General features: G+C 59.8%; 13 protein-coding genes and 1 riboswitch. Of the genes, 1 reads left to right on the top strand and 12 read right to left on the bottom strand.

The window, feature by feature from the left end:
* From ACUUL3_RS16720 to ACUUL3_RS16680, 9 genes are all read right to left on the bottom strand, one after another.
* Entirely contained in the window at nt 1-1,278 is a 1,278-nt protein-coding gene (locus ACUUL3_RS16720) for a cytochrome c3 family protein (protein WP_448553313.1), read from the bottom strand.
* A gap of 76 nt (nt 1,279-1,354) precedes the next feature.
* Nucleotides 1,355-3,307, bottom strand: coding sequence for a cytochrome c3 family protein (locus ACUUL3_RS16715; protein WP_448553311.1), 1,953 nt, complete (start codon nt 3,305-3,307; stop codon nt 1,355-1,357).
* Nucleotides 3,308-3,375: 68 nt separating this feature from the next.
* Complete coding sequence (locus ACUUL3_RS16710; RefSeq protein ID WP_448553309.1) at nt 3,376-5,055, bottom strand: peptidyl-prolyl cis-trans isomerase; 1,680 nt, start codon at nt 5,053-5,055, stop codon at nt 3,376-3,378.
* Between the two features lie 95 nt (nt 5,056-5,150).
* Complete coding sequence (locus ACUUL3_RS16705) at nt 5,151-6,515, bottom strand: hypothetical protein (protein ID WP_448553307.1); 1,365 nt, start codon at nt 6,513-6,515, stop codon at nt 5,151-5,153.
* Entirely contained in the window at nt 6,484-7,053 is a 570-nt protein-coding gene (locus tag ACUUL3_RS16700) for a GNA1162 family protein (RefSeq protein WP_448553305.1), read from the bottom strand. The genes ACUUL3_RS16705 and ACUUL3_RS16700 overlap by 32 nt, the downstream gene beginning before the upstream one ends.
* A gap of 78 nt (nt 7,054-7,131) precedes the next feature.
* Nucleotides 7,132-9,228, bottom strand: a complete 2,097-nt coding sequence (locus tag ACUUL3_RS16695) for a hypothetical protein (protein WP_448553303.1) — start codon at nt 9,226-9,228, stop codon at nt 7,132-7,134.
* A gap of 115 nt (nt 9,229-9,343) precedes the next feature.
* Nucleotides 9,344-10,762 (bottom strand): YVTN family beta-propeller repeat protein, encoded by a 1,419-nt coding sequence (locus tag ACUUL3_RS16690; RefSeq protein ID WP_448553301.1) that lies wholly within the window; start codon nt 10,760-10,762, stop codon nt 9,344-9,346.
* Between the two features lie 242 nt (nt 10,763-11,004).
* Nucleotides 11,005-12,267: a cytochrome C gene (locus ACUUL3_RS16685; protein WP_448553299.1), complete on the bottom strand. Its 1,263-nt coding sequence runs from the start codon at nt 12,265-12,267 to the stop codon at nt 11,005-11,007.
* 29 nt (nt 12,268-12,296) lie between these two features.
* A riboswitch (cyclic di-GMP riboswitch) is annotated at nt 12,297-12,378 on the bottom strand.
* 85 nt (nt 12,379-12,463) lie between these two features.
* Nucleotides 12,464-13,483, bottom strand: a complete 1,020-nt coding sequence (locus ACUUL3_RS16680; RefSeq protein ID WP_448553297.1) for a hypothetical protein — start codon at nt 13,481-13,483, stop codon at nt 12,464-12,466.
* Between the two features lie 464 nt (nt 13,484-13,947).
* Here ACUUL3_RS16680 and ACUUL3_RS16675 point away from each other — a divergent pair, with 464 nt between their 5' ends.
* Nucleotides 13,948-14,637, top strand: coding sequence for a response regulator (locus ACUUL3_RS16675; protein ID WP_448553295.1), 690 nt, complete (start codon nt 13,948-13,950; stop codon nt 14,635-14,637).
* Nucleotides 14,638-14,702: 65 nt separating this feature from the next.
* On the opposite strand, the gene ACUUL3_RS16670 is transcribed toward ACUUL3_RS16675, so the two are convergent.
* Genes ACUUL3_RS16670 through ACUUL3_RS16660 form a run of 3 tightly spaced genes read right to left on the bottom strand, consistent with a single transcriptional unit; the run spans nt 14,703 to nt 18,915 of the window.
* Nucleotides 14,703-16,097: a sigma-54-dependent transcriptional regulator gene (locus tag ACUUL3_RS16670; protein WP_448553293.1), complete on the bottom strand. Its 1,395-nt coding sequence runs from the start codon at nt 16,095-16,097 to the stop codon at nt 14,703-14,705.
* Nucleotides 16,094-17,941, bottom strand: coding sequence for an ATP-binding protein (locus tag ACUUL3_RS16665; RefSeq protein ID WP_448553291.1), 1,848 nt, complete (start codon nt 17,939-17,941; stop codon nt 16,094-16,096). The genes ACUUL3_RS16670 and ACUUL3_RS16665 overlap by 4 nt, the downstream gene beginning before the upstream one ends.
* Before the next feature lie 41 nt (nt 17,942-17,982).
* Entirely contained in the window at nt 17,983-18,915 is a 933-nt protein-coding gene (locus ACUUL3_RS16660) for a phosphate/phosphite/phosphonate ABC transporter substrate-binding protein (protein WP_448553289.1), read from the bottom strand.
* Nucleotides 18,916-19,141 lie beyond the last annotated feature (226 nt).

The raw sequence follows: 19,141 nt of genomic DNA, 5'->3' as shown, positions 1-19,141 counted from the left end.
TTACCTCCTGAATTGACTGTGGCAGTTGGTGCACATCTCGGTCTGGGACGAAGAATGCAGCATTTTCGCATAGGGCGTTCCATGGGCACGGTGACAGCTCAGGCAATCCACCGTAAGATTCTTGTTGCGCGGATCCTTGTGGTCGGCGCCGATGGGATGGGTGGAATGCTTCTCCCAGTCGTGGCAGGTTGCGCACACCTCGATGACCGACTGCCGGTTGAGGAGGAGCACCTGATTGGCCGCGTGGGGCGAATGGCAGGAGGTGCACAGGCCTTCGACCACCGGAGAATGCTTGGTTTCCACGCTTTGCAGCCACTGGACGGTGTCACCGTGGCACTGGGCGCACACTTCGGTCATCGGCTTCTTCAGGAGGCCGTCCTGGGCCGAGGCATGGGGGGTATGGCAATTCAGGCAGCCGACCCGGTCGATCATGGGCCAGTGCGGTCTGCTCTTACCGAGGTTTTCGTTGATCATGTTGTTGTGACAGCCCAGACAGAGCCTGTAGCCTTCGGCCTTGACCCTGAACGGTTCCGCAGCCGTGCCCTGTTCATGACACTGCTTGCACATCTTCTTGCCGAAAGGCGCATGCACCTTGTCGTAGAGAAGCCCTTTCTGGCTTGAGCCGTGCGGATCATGGCAGGAGGTGCAACGCGCCGTCGCCACCTGATAATCGCCATGCTGCTTCTGAAAGACCAGTTTGCCGCTGTCGTGGCACTTGAGGCAGAGGCCGGGAACATTATCCTTGAGCAGGCTGGCTCCCGTGGCCGAGGCATGCGGGTCATGACAGCTGACGCAGCCCTTTTCCACGGGCATGTGTTTGAATTTCGCCGCGGAAATCTTGCTGCCCATTGCCTGGTGACAGTCGAAACACAAGGCATTGCCGCCGGTGTGCAGATTGAATTTGTAGCTGGCCGCGTGGGGGTCGTGGCACTTCACGCAGGTGCCCTCGGCGACAACCTTGTGGATGCTCGCCGGTTTTTCCGGCAAAATCCCGGCATGGCACCGCACGCAGATCTCGCCGGGCTCGGCATCGAGAAACTTGCCGTGCGAGGAGGCATGCGGATTATGGCAACCCGTGCAATCCCAGTTTTTTAACGGCGTGTGGACGAAGGGCTTCTTGAGCATCCCCTCGAAGGTATCGTGGCAGTTCAGACAGTTTTTCCCCTTTGCCCCTTCTTTCAGGTTGAATTTGTTGTCCGCGGCATGCGCGGCGGACAACACCCCCAGACAGAGGAGAAAGGCCAGAGACGGCATGATGAAATCAGATCGCAAACGCATGATTCGTCCTTTCATTTTTATGATGTCGCAACCCATTGTGAACCTTTGCCTTTTTTCCGTTTTCACGAATCAGCCCTCAGTTTTTCTTCACGATATGACACCCCTCGCAATCCCGCTCCGCAAAGGGAGGATGCACGTTTTCCTTGAAGAACTTCGGATCCTTGGAGGCATGCGGGTTATGGCAGGCCACGCAGTTCATGACCTCGGCCGCGATGCCCGCGTGCGCCGCGGCAAAACCCGCATCCGCCAGATCATGGCAATCTCCGCAGAGCCCCGGCACCGGCTGGGTGAGCAGGGTCCGGGCCGGAGATGAATGGGGCAGATGGCAGCTCGCGCAGTCGCTCTTTGCCGGAGAATGGACCTGCTCGCCGGCCATCTTCTCCTTCAGATCCTTGTGGCAGGCCAGGCAGAGATCCGGACTCTCGGCCTTGAGCAGTTTACCGAGCTTCGCCTTGTGCGGGTTGTGGCACGACGAACACTGGTCGGAAACCACGGGGGCGTGCCGACTCCGGTCCTTGTTCACCGCCTGCATCATGTCGTCATGGCAGGTCGCGCAGAGCGTACCCTGCTTCTCCCCGGTCATTCCGGTAAAATCGCTGCCATGGGGGTTATGGCAGGAGAGACAGTCCCCGTCGGAAAAGGGCGGATGGGAGTTTTCCCCGCCCATTCCCTTGACAAGGGCGGTATGGCACTGGCCGCAGAGCTTGACCCCGGTTTCCTTGAGGAGCTTTTCCTTGTCCCCGCCATGGGCATTGTGGCAGGACTGGCAGCGGCCTTCACTCACCGGGCTGTGGGTGTGGCTTTTGATGAACTCCTGCCGTTTTTCAATATGGCAGGTGTAGCAGACCACATCCATCCGCTCCCTGAACATCTTCGGGAAGTTGGAGCCATGCGGGTTATGGCAGGTCGCGCAGTTCTCCTCCAGGAAAGGCAGATGCCCCACCTTGGCCTTTTCCGCCGCCCTGGTCTTGGCATGACACTGGAAGCAGAGCTCGCGGTCGCCGGCCAGAAGCAGTTTCCCGTTTTTCGCCGCATGGGGCGAGTGGCAGGCCAGGCAGCCCTTTTCGCCGCCCATGGGCGCGTGTCCCACGCTGACATGCTCCGCCTTGTCGGTGTGGCACTGGAAACACACCGTGTTGCCGGGCTGGGTGAGCAGCGCCTTATTTTCCGTGGCGTGCGGGTTGTGACAGGAAAGGCAGGCCCCTGCCCGGAAAGGCTCATGTTCCACCGTGCCTCCCTTCTTCATGGCTTCCGCGTCATGACACTGGCCGCACAACTCTCCTTCGGCCATGGTTGTCTTGAAAGGATCGGCCGAGGCGGCATCCTGATGGCAGGAAGCGCACTCGCCGCCCGCCACCGGGTTGTGGACGCTTGTCTTGAGCAGCTTGGCCTGGCTTGAGGAATGGGGGTTATGGCAGCCGACGCAGCCCTTGCTCTCCACCGGATAGCCGCCGTGCGCCTTTTTAAAGGCCGAATCCCCGGCCTCGTGGCAGGAAAGGCAGAGCGGAATTTCCTTTTGGATGAGAAGATTCGCCTCATCGGAACCGTGCGCCGAATGGCAGGCCTGACAGCCTTCGCTTTTCAGGGCTTCGTGCACAAAGCCTTTTTCAAATTCCCCCCGCTCATGGCACTGATAGCACAGCTCGCTGCCCTCCCGGGCCAGAAGATTCGCGGCCTGGCTGGCGTGCGGGTTGTGGCAGGTGGCGCAATTTCCCTTCTTGAGAACGGTGTGCACATGGGCCTTGTCCATGCCGATCTTTTCCTTGCCGTGGCATTCGTAGCAGACCTGATTGCCCTGCTTCTTCAGGATGAGCTTGGGCACAACCCCGTGCTTCAGGTGGCAGTCCTCGCACTTCTTCTCCCTGACCACCGGATGGACGTTTTTCATGGAAAGATACTGTTCGGAAAACTTGGTATGGCAATCCAGGCAATCCTTTTTGGCAAATCCCATCTGGCCGATGGCCGCGGCAGGCTGCCCGTCGAAGATGAGCCCCCCGCAGCAGAGGGCCAAGAACAGGGAGACAACCATTGCTTTTCCGTTCGCGTGTACCATTTGCATCGTTAACCCCAAGGCTCCAGTTATTGATGAAGAATCGGTTATTGCGCCGCGCTCATGTCCATGAGCTTGTCGACATAGGTTTTTACCGGATAGAATTCCTTCAATTTCGCGGTCATCTCCTCAAAGGCCTGCTGGAGCTTGACCTTGAACACCTTTTCCTTGATATCCCCCCGCACCTCGTCAAGGGCCTGCGGCACCGGCGCCACGACATCCTCAACCAGCAGGGCGTAGAAATACCCCTTATCGCCGGCGTACATCTTCATGTCGCCCTTGCCGGCACTGGCCAGCAGCTTCCGCAGATCCCCGGGCAGGGTGTCCAGCATCAGCAGGTTGCCGGCAAACTGCAGCACTCCCTCGCTCTTGGCCTCGACCTGCCCTTCGGCATGGCTGGCAAGCCAGGCGAACTCCGTGCCCTTGCGCAACTTGGCCAACGCCTCCTCGGCTTTTCCCTTTTCGCTGAAGGCCAGGCTCTTCAAGCGGACCATGGGGGGGCTGGAAAAATCATTGAGATGCTCTTGATAGTATTGCTCAATGTCCTTTTCCTCCAGTCGCAGGTTCGGGATGATAACCTTGGTCATGAAGGCGCCGAAAAGCATGGAACGCCGGAACTCCTCAACCATATCCGTAAAGACCGCGCTCCTGTCGATTCCCTGGGCCAGAGCCTCCTTGGCGATGACCCTCTCGGTGAGGATCTTGTCGAGCACCCCGTCCTTCTCCTTGTTGATCTTGCCGGTGCCGATCATCTGGTCGACGCCGTGGAAAAATTTCTTCTTCATTTCCGCGCCCAGGTCGCCGACGGTGACCGGCGCTTCCCCGGCGATGGTCGCCACGACCCCTTTGTCCTGAAGCATGGCCTCAAAACCCGGTTCCTTTGCCTCGAAATCGAGCTTCCTGAACAACTCTTCATCGACTTTTGCGTGTTTTTCCTGCAGGGCCTCGATGTACTTTGCCTGCGCCTCCAGCCTCTGGGCCTTCAACACCGCCTCTTCAACGGTTTTCTTTGCCGGCGGATTCTCGGGGTAACGGATATCCTTGAGTTTCACCAGCGCGAAGCCGCCCTGAATCGGGATTACCGGGCTGAGCTCCCCTTTTTTCATCTTGGCCAGGGCCGCTCCGATCTGGGGCAGCATCTCCGATGCCAGGTGCTCCTCGGTCTCCATGCTGCCCACCGCGGTTCCCGCGGCAATGGCCTTGGCGGCGACCATGGAAAAATCCTGGCCTGCCTTGATCTCGCCGGCGATCTTCCTGGCTTCCTCCTCCTTGTCGATCTTCAGCGACTGCAGAACATACTGCCTGGCCTCCTCCTTATAGAGCCGCTCCACCTCCTTGGCGTCCGGCTTGACATCCCTGGTCGCTTTTTCGAGCAGCAGGCCGCGCATGGTCTGTTTTCCGTAAGCGGCCACCTGCTGCTGGATCTCGGGCAGCTCGCCCAGGCCGATATTTTCCGCTTCCAGCAGGGCGAGGCGGATATCCACCAGCCGCCGCAAGGGGGCTTCATAATCGATCTTGCCCGTCTTCTGCGAGGAATCCCCGCCTCCGTGCCCATGCAGGGAGGCAAGTGCCTTGTTGAACTCCTCCAGATAGATGGGTTCCTCATTCACCGTGGCAATGACCTCCCTGCCGTTCAGCACCGGCAGACCGCCTTCCTTTCCAGCGGCAAAAGCACTTCCGGAGCAACACATCACCAGGATTCCGAACGAGATTATCAGTTTTTTCATACGACTCCTTTCCGGAATATTTCACCGGTCTTGTTTGCCTCATCAACAGTGTGAAAATAACGCACCGGCGCCGTGGGTCTCCTGCAATCGCCCCGCTATGGCGCAAGCAACCCGGTTATGGCCCGGGTCATGCCGGCGGCCATGGCGCTCGCCGTCGTCTCCCGTCCCCAGTCAAAAAAGTAGACCCCGTCGGCGCCGGCGTTATAGCTTTTCGAGGTCCAGACCACCTGATGGTTCTGGTTATCAAGCATCTCCGCCGAAAAATCCACCACCGGCGTTCCCCAGTTCCCCTTGGGATCCTGGTAATCAAAAACCTTGCCGGACAGAACGAAATCGGCGGCAAAACTGCTGAAGATCGCTTCCACCTGGGGGATGGAGACGCCGTCGTCCATGATGATCCTGAAGCGCAGCAGTTCCTCATGCACCATTCCCGGCTCGATCACGGCAAAGCGCCCGCTCTGCTGCAGGGCGGCCAGGAAATGCAGGGCCATGATCTCCCCGCCGTACTTGCGGTCGCTGAAGTTGAAAAACGGGGTCACCGCGATCCTGGCCTTCCCCTCCCGGCCCATGTCCTGGGTGCCGTACGCCGTTTTCGGCTGAAACTTGCCCGGCACCCTCCGTGTTTTTTCCATGCCGGCCAGGACCTCGGCCAGGGAACGCATCAGCATGCCCAGGGCCTTGTCCCGCAGGGCCTCCGGCTGTTCGATGATCCCCAGGCCGAGAAAACCCGGGCTATCATCGCCGGCCAGCCCCACGCTGTCCATCCAGAGAACCTCCGGGGCCTGAGCCAGGGAAACCAGCCGGGAGATCAGGGCGATCCTGGGGGGATACTGCTCCTCAAAAAGCTCCAGACTGGTGATGAGCACCGCTTCGGCCCCAGTCGCCTCCGTAAGTTTCCCGGCCAGACTTCCGGTGATTCCGCCCACGTTCCGCATCCGCTGGCCTGCCATGAACGCAAGCATCTCCTGATCCGCCACCGCATCGCACCCCGCCGCCGAAAGATGGGCGAGCAGCGCGGTGCGGATCTCGGTGAGGGGCGCCGGCCTGCCGCTCAAATTCTGCAGCGGCAGCACCACAAAAAGGGGCCGGGAAATCTCGATCTCCTCGGACCAGGGGCTTTCCGCCCTATTGCCGGCCTGGTCCCGCACGATCACCTTCAGCCGATACACCCCGGACCTGGCGGGCTGCCACGCCCAGACCGACGAGGCTCCCCGCTGCTTCCGCACCTCCCCGTTCCTCTCGGCGCTGATGAACTCATAGGACAGAGGCGCGACCCCGCCCCGGGCCTCGGCGCTCCAGAGCAGGGGCGCCACGGGGCTGTTCCGGGCCGATGTCCTTTCCGCCGTCAGGGCGAGCAGCTCCAGGGGCGGCGGCTCCCGGAGGGTGGCGCAGCCCGAAAGAAGCAAAGCCGCCAGCAGCGCTGCCAGTCTAGCCCAGGAAGAGCATCTGGATAAGCTCACTCACCGCCTCTTCGGTAATCTTGTTCATGGGCTGCCCGCCGCCGCCAAGGAGCCTGTCCTTGACGGAAATGCCGCCCTTGGTGCTGGCGCCCACCCAGACGACCCTGCCGGTCTGGACCTCGACGAGCTGCAGGCTCAGGGAAATCACGTTGGCCGCCGCGGTGCCCGAGCGCACTTCCCCGTACTCCTTCAAGACCCCGGTGATCACCGCATCCGCCCCCAGTACCTCGCCGAGCTTCTGGATCTCCTCCACCGAGGGCGCGGTGCCTTCGGCAATCTGGCTCCGCGAGATGCCCCTGGCCACCTCTCCCGCCGGCAGAACATAGACCCCGCCCGTGGAGAGGAGCATGTTCATGAAAACATCCCGCACCCGGTCCTCCACGTTTTTCTGGCCGGTCAGATTGGCAAAGGGCAGAACCGCCACGGTCTGGATGGTGCTGAAGTCCATGTTCTGATCATGGAAGGTCAGCGGCGCGGTGGCGCAGGCCGAAACCAGGGCGCAAACGACAGAGAGCACAATCAGTTTAACGAAACGCACGGTGAATTCTCCCGGATTGATATTGATATCCTTTTGTTGCGGGCCCGGCGCGGCGCGGCCATTGCCGGGCAATCCCCTTCAGTACATGATCTTGAGATTCGCACTCAGGGCCTCCATGTCGACGGTCTGAAAAACCGAATCGCTTTCGGTCCTGAAATAGGAAACCATCAGGTTGATCTTCGGCGCGATTTCCCAGCGGATGCCGGGCCTGAGGGTGGTTACCTTGGACTCGTCCTCGGAGCGCAGCTCTTCGCTGTAGTCGAATTGCAGCTGCAGGGTGCCGTACGGAAAGGGCGACCAGCCCAAGGAATAGTTCTTCAGGGTGTCGTTTCGTCTCTCCTGCTCGACAAAGCCATAGGAAGCGACCAGATACACGGTCTGGAAGGGCCGCCAGGCGACCCCCACGTCCATTCGGGAATCCCTGCGCGTCACATCCGGCGCAATACCTCCCGAATAGTCGGTGCTGGTCTGCGAATAGCTGCCGGTAATGGTCATGGTCCGATGGGGGACCATGTTGGAGCCGAAGTTGACGATGCGGCTCTCCTGATCTTCGCCCGTGCCCTGGCTCTGCCAGCTCAGGCCGCCGTCGAGAAAGACGTCGATCCCCCGGTAGAGCTCGGCCCGATTCTGGAGAAACAGGGAGTTTTTCGTGGTGTCGTCATCGCCGACCTCTTCCTGCCGGCCGCTGGCCACCAGGGTATTGTTGAGGGTCTTGAAAGGGTCGGCCCGCAGGGCGGCGCTGTAACCGTGGGCAAACCCCGAGGCATGCAGTTCGTTGATATCCTCCCGCAGGACCCTGGCATTGCCGCTCAGGATGGGGGTAAAGCGCCGGTTGGCGGAAAGGATGTTGCTCACCGTGGTTCTTTCCCCGGCGCCGGGATCGGCCTTGGTCAGGAACAGGGAAACGTCGTGGAACAGGTCGAACTGCTCCATCAGCCTGGTTCGGGCATCCATGTTGAGCATGTGGAAGGTGGAGGAAGTTTTGGACTCCCCGTCCGGCAACGGTGTGCGGACAAAGGCCTGCAGCTCGGTGACGTTGATGCTGGCATACTGGGGATCCGCCGAATCGGGCGGCACGCTGGTCACCCGCAGGGGCCGAACCACCACCTTGATATACCTGGCCATCAGAGCGGGAAAATCGATCTCGAAATAGTTCTGAAAGGCATTGAAGGAGGCCAGGGTGACCGTGCGCTCGAACTGCCAGGCGCTGTTGTCGTCGCTGGTGTAAATCTCCCAGGTAAAAAAATCACTGAGGGAAGTGGGAAGCTCCTTGTCGACAAAAACCCGCAGGCTGTTCACCTCCGTATCGACGCCGAGATCAAGGCCCAGATTCTTCCGGACCACGCCGGCCGAGGTGCCGAGATTGGCACTGGCTATTGCGTTGAACTGCCCGTCAATCAGTTGGGGAAGGGAAGCAAGGGCCGCGGTGCTGGGGCTGTCGCTCTCCAGGAAAAGACCCTGATTGATCTGGGTGATCTGCTCGGCAAGCTCGCCGACGCCATGGGCAATGGTTTTCTGGTGCCGGTCGGTGATGTTGTAGGTGGCGCCGAAATTGGTGCGCTTGTTGAAGAAGGTGTCCGAATAGGCAACGCGGCCGTTGTGGGTGGCGTTCTGCAGTTCGTAATTTTCGATCCGGTTGGTGTAGTCCTGCAGCACGGGGTAGTACTGGATGTCGAATTTCTCGGTTCGGTAGCGGCTGGTCAGGGAGGAGGTGGTGGTGGTGGAGTCCTCGTACTGCCGGCTTTTATCATAGAGGTCGTTCTTGTCGATGCGCAGGTCCAGGCTGGGCAGCCCGTCGGGTTTCCAGCCGAAGATGGCGCTGGTGAGTTCGTTCACATCGGTGCGCTCCAGGCTCCCGGTGGCCTGCTGTTCCGCCTCCCGCTTGCTGTAGCCGAGTCCGGCCCGGTAGAGCCGGTTGTCCAGGGTCAGGTCGGCGTAGGGGCGGGTGTTGGTCCGCTGCGATTCCAGGTCCACTCCGTCGATGGTGGTATCCATGTCGGACTTCTCGAAGATGCCGCCGGCGGAAAGGCGCAGATTGGGGAACAGGCTCTTTTCCAGGCCCAGATTGTACTTCTGCCCCCAGGTGGAGGAGTCTGTCTGCGTTGTCAGGCCGGAGGCCTTGTCCATGGTTTCCGTGTCCACGCTGTTGTAGTCAAATTCAAAAAGCCCCCGCATGCTGTCGGCCCTTGCCGGGCCGGCAGGAATAATCGCCGCGCAAAAACAGAGGCAAAGCGCCAACGCGCCGGGGAGAAGGATTTTTCCGATTGGGGCCGCTCCCGCACGCAAATCGCTACCTATCGCCCATCAGGGTTACATTGCCCGGCCCCTTGCCAACTTCAATGAGAGCAACCATCTTCCTGCCGAGCAGGTCGAACACCGCGATCCGTCCGGACCCGGGGAGAACGACGAAGAGATGGCCTTCCTCCTCGTCGATGGCCAGATCGGCAACCTCCTCCCCCACCCGGATGGAATCCAGGGGAAAAAGGGCCAGGGGATCATAGATCTCGACCCGTCCTTCGTTTTTCTTGGCAATGTAGAGCAGGTCCGTGCGCGGGTCCAGAACCACCCCGCCCATACCGCTGCCGACAAAGGCCCTTTCCCGGACGGCGAGGGAGACGGTATCGATCACCTCCAGATGCGGGGCCTTGGCGTGAATGACAAAGAGCCTGTCTCCGGTGCGGCTGAAGGCGCCGGCAATGGGCTCCGGCCCCACCGGGATGGTGGCGGCCACCTGCCGATTGGCAAGATCAAGCACCGAAACCGTGCCGGACCACAGGTTGAACACATACCCGCGCCGACCGGTCCGGTCCACCAGCACGCCGCAGGGACCGTCCCCCACGGCAATCCGGTCCCGTTCCAGCAGGGAACCGGCCTCGGCAAGGGTGACGGTGTCGGAGCCGAAGTTGGTGGTGACCAGAAGATTCCCATCCGGAGAAAGTGCCGACCCGCAGGGCTCGTCGCCAATGTTCAGGCGGGCCCGGTCAATGACCTCCTGGCCGCTCACGTCGATGAGGGCCAGGGAATCCTCGCCGGAGAGCGGCGCATAGAGCCGGCGGCGGCTCCGGTCCAGGGCAAGGTCTTTCGGCCCCATGCCGGTGGCGATCACGCCCACCACCTGGAGGAGATTTTTATCGAAGACCGTGATGGTATTGGATTTTTCGTTGGCCACATATCCCAGGACCTTGGGCACCAGCCGCTCGGGCAAAAAGATGGAAAAGCCAGGAAAAAAACCGACCCCGCCGACGCCGACGGCCCGGCTGTAATCAAACTTCAGCAGAAGGAGGCGCGCCTTGCCTTTGCTGATCCGGAAAGGGAATTCGACCCGTTGCGGCACCTCGGATACCGCCAGGGCAACCTCGCCCTCTTCTCCCTGCAAAAACGCGGCGGCGACCTGGAGGGAAAGCCCCAGATACTCACCGGGCGGGAGCGGACTCGCGGCGAAAAATCGCTGCCGTTCGACCTGGCCTGCCGTGAACTCCGAAAAGGCCATGGGCAGGGGAATGAGATTGCCGTCCGCCCTGACGGCGGAAACCGCCTCCAGACGAAAACGGAGCCTCTGGGCTTCCTGTGGGAAAGGCTGCACATAAAGATGCAACTCCCCTTGCTCGTCCGGAAGAGGACGGGAGGGGAGCAGGGTGGGCTGGCAGCCCGGGAGCAGGAGCGCGGCCAGACAGGCGAGCATGACCTGGAAAACGGCATTTCGCAGCATCACCACACCGCACCCGCAATAGGTTTGATGGACCGGATCATCCGACAGAGTCATTCTCCAAGGACGCTTGGGTATTGTCGCCCAACCACCAACGGCGCCAAGGGCAACATTAACAATTACATACTAAAGAGGGGACATGCTCAAGAAAATAATCAGGGAAAAGGCAAGAAAGAGGGCCGGCCTGATGCCGGCCCTCTCTGGTCTGCTATGCCGGGTAAAGGGTCCCCGGTTTGTTCAGCTGATTAGTCTTTGGCATGACACTTGTTGCACAGGCCCCTCTGATGGGTGGCGAACTCGGTGGCCGGCCGGTCATAGTAGGCAGCCTGCCACTCGGCCGCGGTACGGCCCTGGGCGTAATTCGCACCGGTATTGGTGGCATCGGGATAGGCCCCGTCATACACGATGAAGTCCGTCTCGTTGTTCCAGCGCAGCATGCTCTTGAAGCCGGAAGCATGGGCGCGGTGACAGGAGAGACACATGACCTGATCGCTGGAGGTCGGACCGGCAAGGGCCGTGTCGTCGATCTTGGCAACACCCTTCAGAACCGCGACGTCGCCGGTGTTCTGGGCAAAGGGAGCCAGGGTCAGATAGGAGGTGGCGGCATCGCCGGTCATGTCGCCGGATTTGACATACTGACCGTAAAGGCCGGCAATGGTGGAACCCAGGGGCTGATCAACCGGATGCACGTAGTTGCCGGCATTATGCATGTTGGGATGACAGGTGGAACACCACTGGCCCCACTGCTGGGCGCCGCCGGAAGCCTTCACGCCATAGGCAACGCGGGTCTGGGTGGCTGACTCAGTCCGGTTGTAGGTGGAAGGAGCAATGGCCACGGGTACGCCGGTATAGGTTACGCCCACGGAAGCGCTGCTGGTGTAGCCGGCGCCGGCCAGGATACGGTATGCGCCGACAGCTTGTCCGGCAGTGGGAACCTTACTGTTGCTGTAGGAACCGGAACCGATGATGGGCGCGCCGGTGGTGGCCACGGTGCCGTCGGACAGGGTCCGGTACTTGCCATGGGGATCATGACAGCTGTTGCACTGCAGGTCGCCCGCCGGGAAGGTGCCGCCCGGAGCCACGGTATTGGTTCCGTCAGCCTCGTATCCCTTGTCGATGGCGACGATGTTATGGCCGTGGACGTCGCCGGACTCGTTGTTGGTGGTTCCACGCACTACCCAGGTGTAGTCCTTTTTCACCCAGCCGAAGTCGCCGCCCGGGGTTCTCTGCAGAGGAGCGACGCCCACCGGCATGTCGGCATCAGCGGTGCTGATGTGGTAGTTGGACGGACCGGTGTCGCCCGCATGCTCATGACAGTTCAGACAGGTGGAGCTCTGATCGCTGCCGTTCAGCAGGAAGCTGCCGGCCGGCGCGGGAGAATGCATGCTGTGACAGCCGCCGCACTCCGCGACACCGCCGCTGTGGAAAGCCAGGGCGCTCCCGGCCAGACCGATGGTCAAAAGGCTTGCGCCTGCCACGACCAAATTCAACTTGTAAGATTTCTTCATTGTAATCACCCTCCAAAATTTTTTTTGGCTCCGGTAGTCCGGCCGTCCTGTTCTTCCCAGGACCCGTCGACTTTGTGTCCCCACCTTACGATGGGTTTACCTTTTTCGGAGGATGGTTGCCGGTTTCCCGGCCGCTGCTTTTTCACTCTTGCGTCTTGTCTTCGTCTTCCTCTCGTCACTTCCCTCGGTACTGCAATCAGCTGGTGCGCATTCCTCCTTTATTCTGCGACAGCTTTCCCAACGCTTCACCGCCCACGGAAGAATCGCCATGCTCCAGTCGGAAAACGCTGACTCCCCTTCCGCGCCCCTGCGAAACGTAGATTCTGTCTTTGTTGTCAATGGCCAGGTCGCTTGGCACGACCATGTTTGCGGGCCTGGGGCCCCGATAGCCGAATTCGGTTATGAAGTTAAAATCCTTGTCAAAAACGATGATGGCGGATTTGAGTTTGTCGGCCACCAGATAGTTGCCATGGCTGTCCGTCACCATGCCGGCCAGGATGTTGAACTTGCCCGGCGCGCCGCCCGCCTTGCCGAACGACTGCACGGTGCCGTCCATGGCAAGGATGTTGGCCTTGAAAAGAACGGGCACGGTGAAGAGCATGTTGCCCTTCTTGTCCACGCTGAAACCGGCGAACTCCATCTCGCCCCGCTTGTTCTCTTCCAGCCTGAAGACCTCGAACAGATCGAAGCCCTTGAGAAAACCGCCGTCCCCGGCGCAGATAACGATCTGCATCTGGGTCTGGCTGGCCAGATAGATGCGGCCGTTTCCATAGACGATGCGGTTCGGGGCAAACTCCCCATACTTTTCGGAAAGACCGGCCAGCCGGATCTCTTCCTGCGGTACGCCCCGGTAATCGCAGCGCAACACCACCGATCTGCCGTCCTTATGGGTGAGGAGGAGAATATCGTCGCCAGGGCCGGCATCGGCATCGAGCACATGCCCGAGCTCCATGCTGTCGCCGAAACGGTACACCTCCATGCCCGCATCGTTGAAGATCACCACCTCGTTCTGGTAGACCACGAAGGTTTCGTTCCGCTCCTCGTCGATGGAGAGGGTGGCCCCGCTGTAGGGAACCAGGCCGGTGAAGTCCGACAGGCTATAGAGGTAGCTCGCCTTGAACTGCCCCTCGCCCAGCGCCGGGCTCACCAGCCCGAGCAAGGAAAGCATGCTCAGCAGGATGGCGGCGCTGTATTTTTTCCCATTGGTCTTTTCCATGCCTACACCTAAAGCAATCGGTGTGCCAACGGACTTGACGATAAAAAAAGAGTTGAAATATCAGAGAGATATCAAAGAAAAACCCTCAAAACCATATCCCACTTCGGCCGGCCGGGAGAGAAAACTTGGGGATTTGCCCAGGTATGGTTGGGTATTTTGCCAGAACGGGCCCAATCCCGCGGCAGGGCTTGATTTTGGGGATTTTCCCAGGATATTTCTGGGCATATTCCCAATTACATGGCCAACAGGGAATGATGAGGAAGGACGGGAACGATCTTCAAAAAGCAATGCGGCGCGGAAAGAAAAAAAACAGCCGCCGGTTCTTCCGCCACGGCAGGGGGACTCCCCCATATATATGATGGAGACCGCCTCACCTTGTGGCACCCCGGCTGCGGCTGGCACATGAATTGCTATTCACCCCGCAGAGTTATGAGCGTTTCCGACCCCATCCCCAAGGTGAATGCGTGAACAAAAAAATCCTGATCATCGATGATGACCAACTGATCCTCTACGGCCTGCAGAAGGCCCTGCGCCAGGAATCCGTCGAGGTGTGCACGGCGGCCTCGGCAGCGGGAGCCGAGGAGGAGCTCGCTGTCTGCCCTTACGACCTCTGCCTGCTCGACATCCACCTTCCGGATTACAATGGCCTCGAACTGATGAAGATCATCAAGCAGATCTGCCCGAAAACCAAGGTGATCATCATGACGGCAAGCTATATGGGCGATGAGGAGTTGAGCGCCAACATCAAGCAGGCCGCGGAAAACGGGGCCTGCCATTTTCTCACCAAGCCTTTCGACCTGGGTGAGGTCAAGGACATCATCCGCCAGGCGCTCTCCAATGAGGATTTTCACACCGGGGTGCGTTTTGCCGACAATGCCTTTGTGAAACGGAACCGGAAATACACCCGCCGCCCGCACGCGCAGCAGATGGATATCGCCATGACCATTCTCGGCGATGGCGAAACCCAGCGCTGGCATACCGGCGGGAAATCCGTTGACATTTCAGAGGGAGGGATGGGCCTGGTGACCAGATATCCCCTGCGGGTCTCCCAGGTGCTCTCCATGAAGGCGGGAATGATGGAGAAAACAGGGGTCGTGGTCTGGAGCACCATGCTTGAGGACTGCACCTGTCGGGCCGGGGTGCGTTTCGCCTGATTGCTCAAAAAATGGGGGGGACAGGATCGGCTCCAGTCCCCCCCATTTTTTCGTTTTTTTTAAGCCTACTTCTCAAGGTCGTATTTCTTGACCTGATACCTGAGCGTGTCATAGGTGATGTTCAGCAGCTTGGCGGCCTTGGTCTTGTTGTAGTTCGTCCGCTCCAGAGCCTGCTTGACCAGATCCTTTTCCACATCGTCGAGAGAGATTCCCCCCTCGGGCAGAATGAGCTGGAAGGTCTTGCGGCGCTCAACCACCGGCCTGCCGGTCAGTTCCATGGGCAGATGGGTCGTGGAGATGGCATCCCCGGTTTCAAGGACAACGCAGCGCTCGATCACATTGCGCAGCTCGCGGATGTTGCCCGGCCAGCTGTAGACGGTGAGGGCCTTTTCCGCCTCCGGCGTAAAACCGCGGAGATTTTTCTTCATATACTTCTGGGAAAAGGTCTTGAGAAAATACCTGGCCAGCAGGGGCACATCCTCCACCCGGTCCCGCAGGGGCGGGAGATGCACGGCAAAGGTGTTGAGCCGGTAAAAGAGATCCTCGCGAAACTCGCCCTCTGCCACGGCCTTTTTCAGATCCCTGTTTGTGGCGGCGATTATGGCGGCCTCGAAGGAGAGATCGACCTTGCCGCCCAGGCGCCGCACCTTTCTCGTTTCCAGAACCCGCAGGAATTTGCTCTGCAGATCAAGCCGCATGTCCCCGAACTCATCGAGAAGCAGGGTGCCGCCATCGGCCAGCTCGAACATGCCCTTCTTGTCTGTTTTCGCATCGGTAAAGGCGCCCCGGGTGTGGCCGAACAGCTCGTTCTCAATGAGGTTTTCCGGCAGGGCCGTACAGTTGATGGCGACAAAGGGGGCATAATCGGCGCCGCCCGGCTCCTGATAGCTCAGGGCGTGGAAATACCTGGCCAGCACCTCCTTGCCGGTCCCGGATTCACCGGTGATGAGCAAGGCCCCGGTTCTCGCCTTGGCGAACATCTCCACCTTCTGCAGAATATCCTTCATGGTGGGCGATTCCCCGACAATCTGGCTCTCGACGCAGACCTGCCCGCTCTTGCGCAGGTAATCGACCTCATCCTTCAACCTGGAGGTTTCCAGCATGTTGGCGACAACGATGAGAACCTCTTCGATGTTAAAGGGTTTGGTCAGATAATCCGCCGCCCCAAGCTTCATGGCCTTGATGGCGGACTCGGCGGAATCGTCGCTGGTGAGCATGACCACCGGCACATGCAGCTTCTCGTGCTTGATCTCCGCCAGGATGTCCAGGCCGTTGCGGTTTTCATCGAGATGGATGTCAAGGAGGATCAGGTCCGGCTGCCAGGCGACGATCTTGTTGAAAATATCCATGGCGCTTGTGTGCACCTGGGTTTCATACCCTTCTTTTTTCAGGGACCGTGCAATCATTGTCACGATGAGTTCATCGTCGTCCACAAGAAAAATTCTGCCACCGGTCTTCATTGCCCGTCGCCCTCATGATGGTGTTGAACGGGAAGGGTGATGACAAAGGCGGCACCCTCCCCTTTTTTGCTGATCAGATCGATGCGGCCATGGTGCTGTTCGACAAGCCGCTTGCAGATCGCAAGCCCCAGGCCGCTGCCCTTGCTCTTGGTCGTATAAAAAGGCTGAAACGCCTTGAGTATCCCCTCCTCGTCGAAGCCCCTGCCCGTATCGGCGATGGTGATCCGCACCTCTCCGGCCTGATCCCAGGCGGAACGCACCGTGATGACGCCCGCTTCCGGAATCGCCTCGATGCCGTTCAGGAAAAGGTTCAGAAATATCTGCTGCAACTGGGAGGAATCGGCGGAAACCGTCGGAATGTCCTGCGCCAGCTCGGTGACAAAGCGGATCTCCTTTTTGCGGTCGGAAAAATAGTTGGGGCTTTTCAGGGCCATCTCCGCGTTCTTCACGGAATTCATCAGGAGGACGTTGAGCTGAACGGCGTCGATATGCGGCTTGGGAGGCCTTGCATAGCTGAGGAGATTCTTGAGCAGGGTTTCTATCCGGTTCACCTCCTGGACGACCCGGAGAAACACCTCCTTGTCCTCCTGGGCCAGGGTAAGCTCCGAAGCAAGGATCTCGATGGAGACCTTGATGCCGGCCAGGGGATTTTTTATCTCATGGGCAAGCCCGGCCGCCATCTCGCCGACCATGGCCAGCTGCCTTGCCCGCTGCAGGGCCTCCTCGGCCTTGATCCGCTCGGTTATATCCCGGTCAAAGGCGAGGACGTATTTATGGCCGTCGTATTCCAGCAGGCCGGCGCTGATCTCGATGGGAAAGACCGTGCCGTCCTTCCGCCGGTGATTGACCACGGCCTTGAGCCACTCCCCCTGCAGAATACGCGCAACCCGGCCGGGGATCTCGGCCGCGGATTCGGCATCGTCGAGCTCCCCGATGTGCATGGAGAGAAGCTCATCCACCGAATACCCATGCATGTCGGCGGCCGCCTTGTTGGCGGAGATGATCCTGCCGGCGGCAGCGCCTTCGGCCTCCAGGATGAAAATGGCGTCGCCGGCGCTTTCAAAAAGCACGCGATAGCGCTGCTGCATGGACTCAACCCGCCGGCATTGCTCCTTGAGGGAGATGCCCATCCTGTTGAAGGCCTCGGCCAGGTGGTGGAACTCGTCGTCGAGCTTTTCCTTGATCCGGTAATCGAGGTTGCCGTCCTGAACTTTCCTGATGGCTTCCGAGAGAATTGTCACCGCGCGGGTGAAACGGCCGAAAAAGTAGACGGAAACGAGGAGAATGATCACCGGGCCGATGGTGACGAAAACGATGAGGAGTTCCCTGCTCGCGGAAATGGTCTGCCGGGCAAGCCCGGTGCGCTCGGCGATCTTCTCGTCCGCGCCCAGGAACAGCTTGTTGAGCTCGTACTGCAGGTGCTCCCCCGCCGCGAAGGCGCTTTTTCTCGCCTCGCCAAGCCGGTCGGCGTTGGCCCGCAGGGTATAGACCCTGCTGAGTTTCTTCTGATACCCCTCGACGATCCCCTTCAGCGCGCCGATCCTCCCGGCAAGCGGGGCCGGATGATGGCAGCGGAAGCAGCCGTCCAGGGTCGCGGCCACCGCCTCCCCGTGCCGGACAAAGGTGTCGAGGCTTGCGGCATGGGGCGAGTCCTTGAGCAGGAGGTCGGTCTGCACCTCCTTGATCTGACTCAGCAGCGTTTTCCGCTGAAACTCCACCTGCTGGAGGATGATGATATCCTGCAGGTTGGCGATGACCCGATTCATTGCCTCGGTAATATAGAGCCCCCCGAAGATGAAACAGAGCGAGAGGACAATGAGCCCGATGAATACTTTCAGTTTCATATCAAACTATATTGATCCCGCCCCTCCACTTCCGATCCTTTTCAGTCGTTGACATAGCGATACTCGGCCAGATCCAGGCCAATCCGCGCGGCAAAATCAACGACCACCCCATAATCCCCCGCCGTGGTCTCGATGAACCGGGCCGCGCCGAAATTCGCCAACACCTCCCTGCCGGTCGGGTCCTGATCCATGCCCAGCAGGGCCGCCTTCAAACCGGCGACGAGCTTTTCGTCAAGCCCTGGCCGGACCGCCAGGCCGTTTTCCGGCACGGGCTCCGAGGTGGCAAGAATTTCCAGCTCGGAGCCAATGCGGCTGTCCTGCCTGGCCAACCGCTCGAAAACGGTGTTCTTGGCCGCGCCGAGATCAGCGCTGCCGTTGAGCACATCGTAGATGGCATCCTCATGGGTGCCGGTGAAATAGGTCTCGGAAAACCAGTGCGCGTAATCGTCGATGCCGAGCTGGCGGAAATAATGCAGCGGCAGCAGCCAGCCCGCGGTGGTGGCCTTGTCCACAAAGGCGAAGCGTTTCCCCTTCATGTCGGCCATCGAGCGGATCCCCGCGTCCTTGCGGACAAACACCATGCCGTGGTAGGTGGAAACGCCGTCCTTGCCTTCCGGCCGCGCCAGAGGGATCACCCCGAGTTTCCGCAGGGCCATGGCGCCGGTGAAGCTGCCGAAAAAGGCGCCGTCCAGCTCTTCGGAGACAAAATTATCGATGATATTTCCGTAACGGGAAAGCATCCTCAGCTCGACCACCACCCCCAGCCGCTCCTCCAGATACCTGGCCAGGGGCTCATACCGCTTTTTCTGCGAAAAAATATCGATCTCCGGCATAAGCCCTATGCGGATGGTTTGTTTCACAACAACCCTGTCGCCGGGGGCCTCCTCCGGCTTGTCCCGGCAACCGCCCGCGAGGGCCAGAAACAGAACGCAGAGGGAAAAAAGAATCGCCTTAAAAAAAAGAGTGCCCCGCACTGAACCTCCTCCGCGCAAATGGGGGAAAATCCGTTCCCGCCCTTCATGGGTCATGGCAATGCACATTCTATCGTATTATTACCCAACCCTGTTACCCTTTTTTCCTTCCCGCGTAATTTTACCCGGCTGGGTGTTGAAAAAGCCTTCCCGGCAGGAGCACCATGTTCTTCCGTGCAACGGAAATGTTTGGGTGTATCGTCCCAGCCCCGTGTCTGCCTGTTTTTTT

Source organism: Thiovibrio sp. JS02, assembly GCF_053485635.1.
This window is presented reverse-complemented; position numbering and strand designations above follow the sequence as displayed.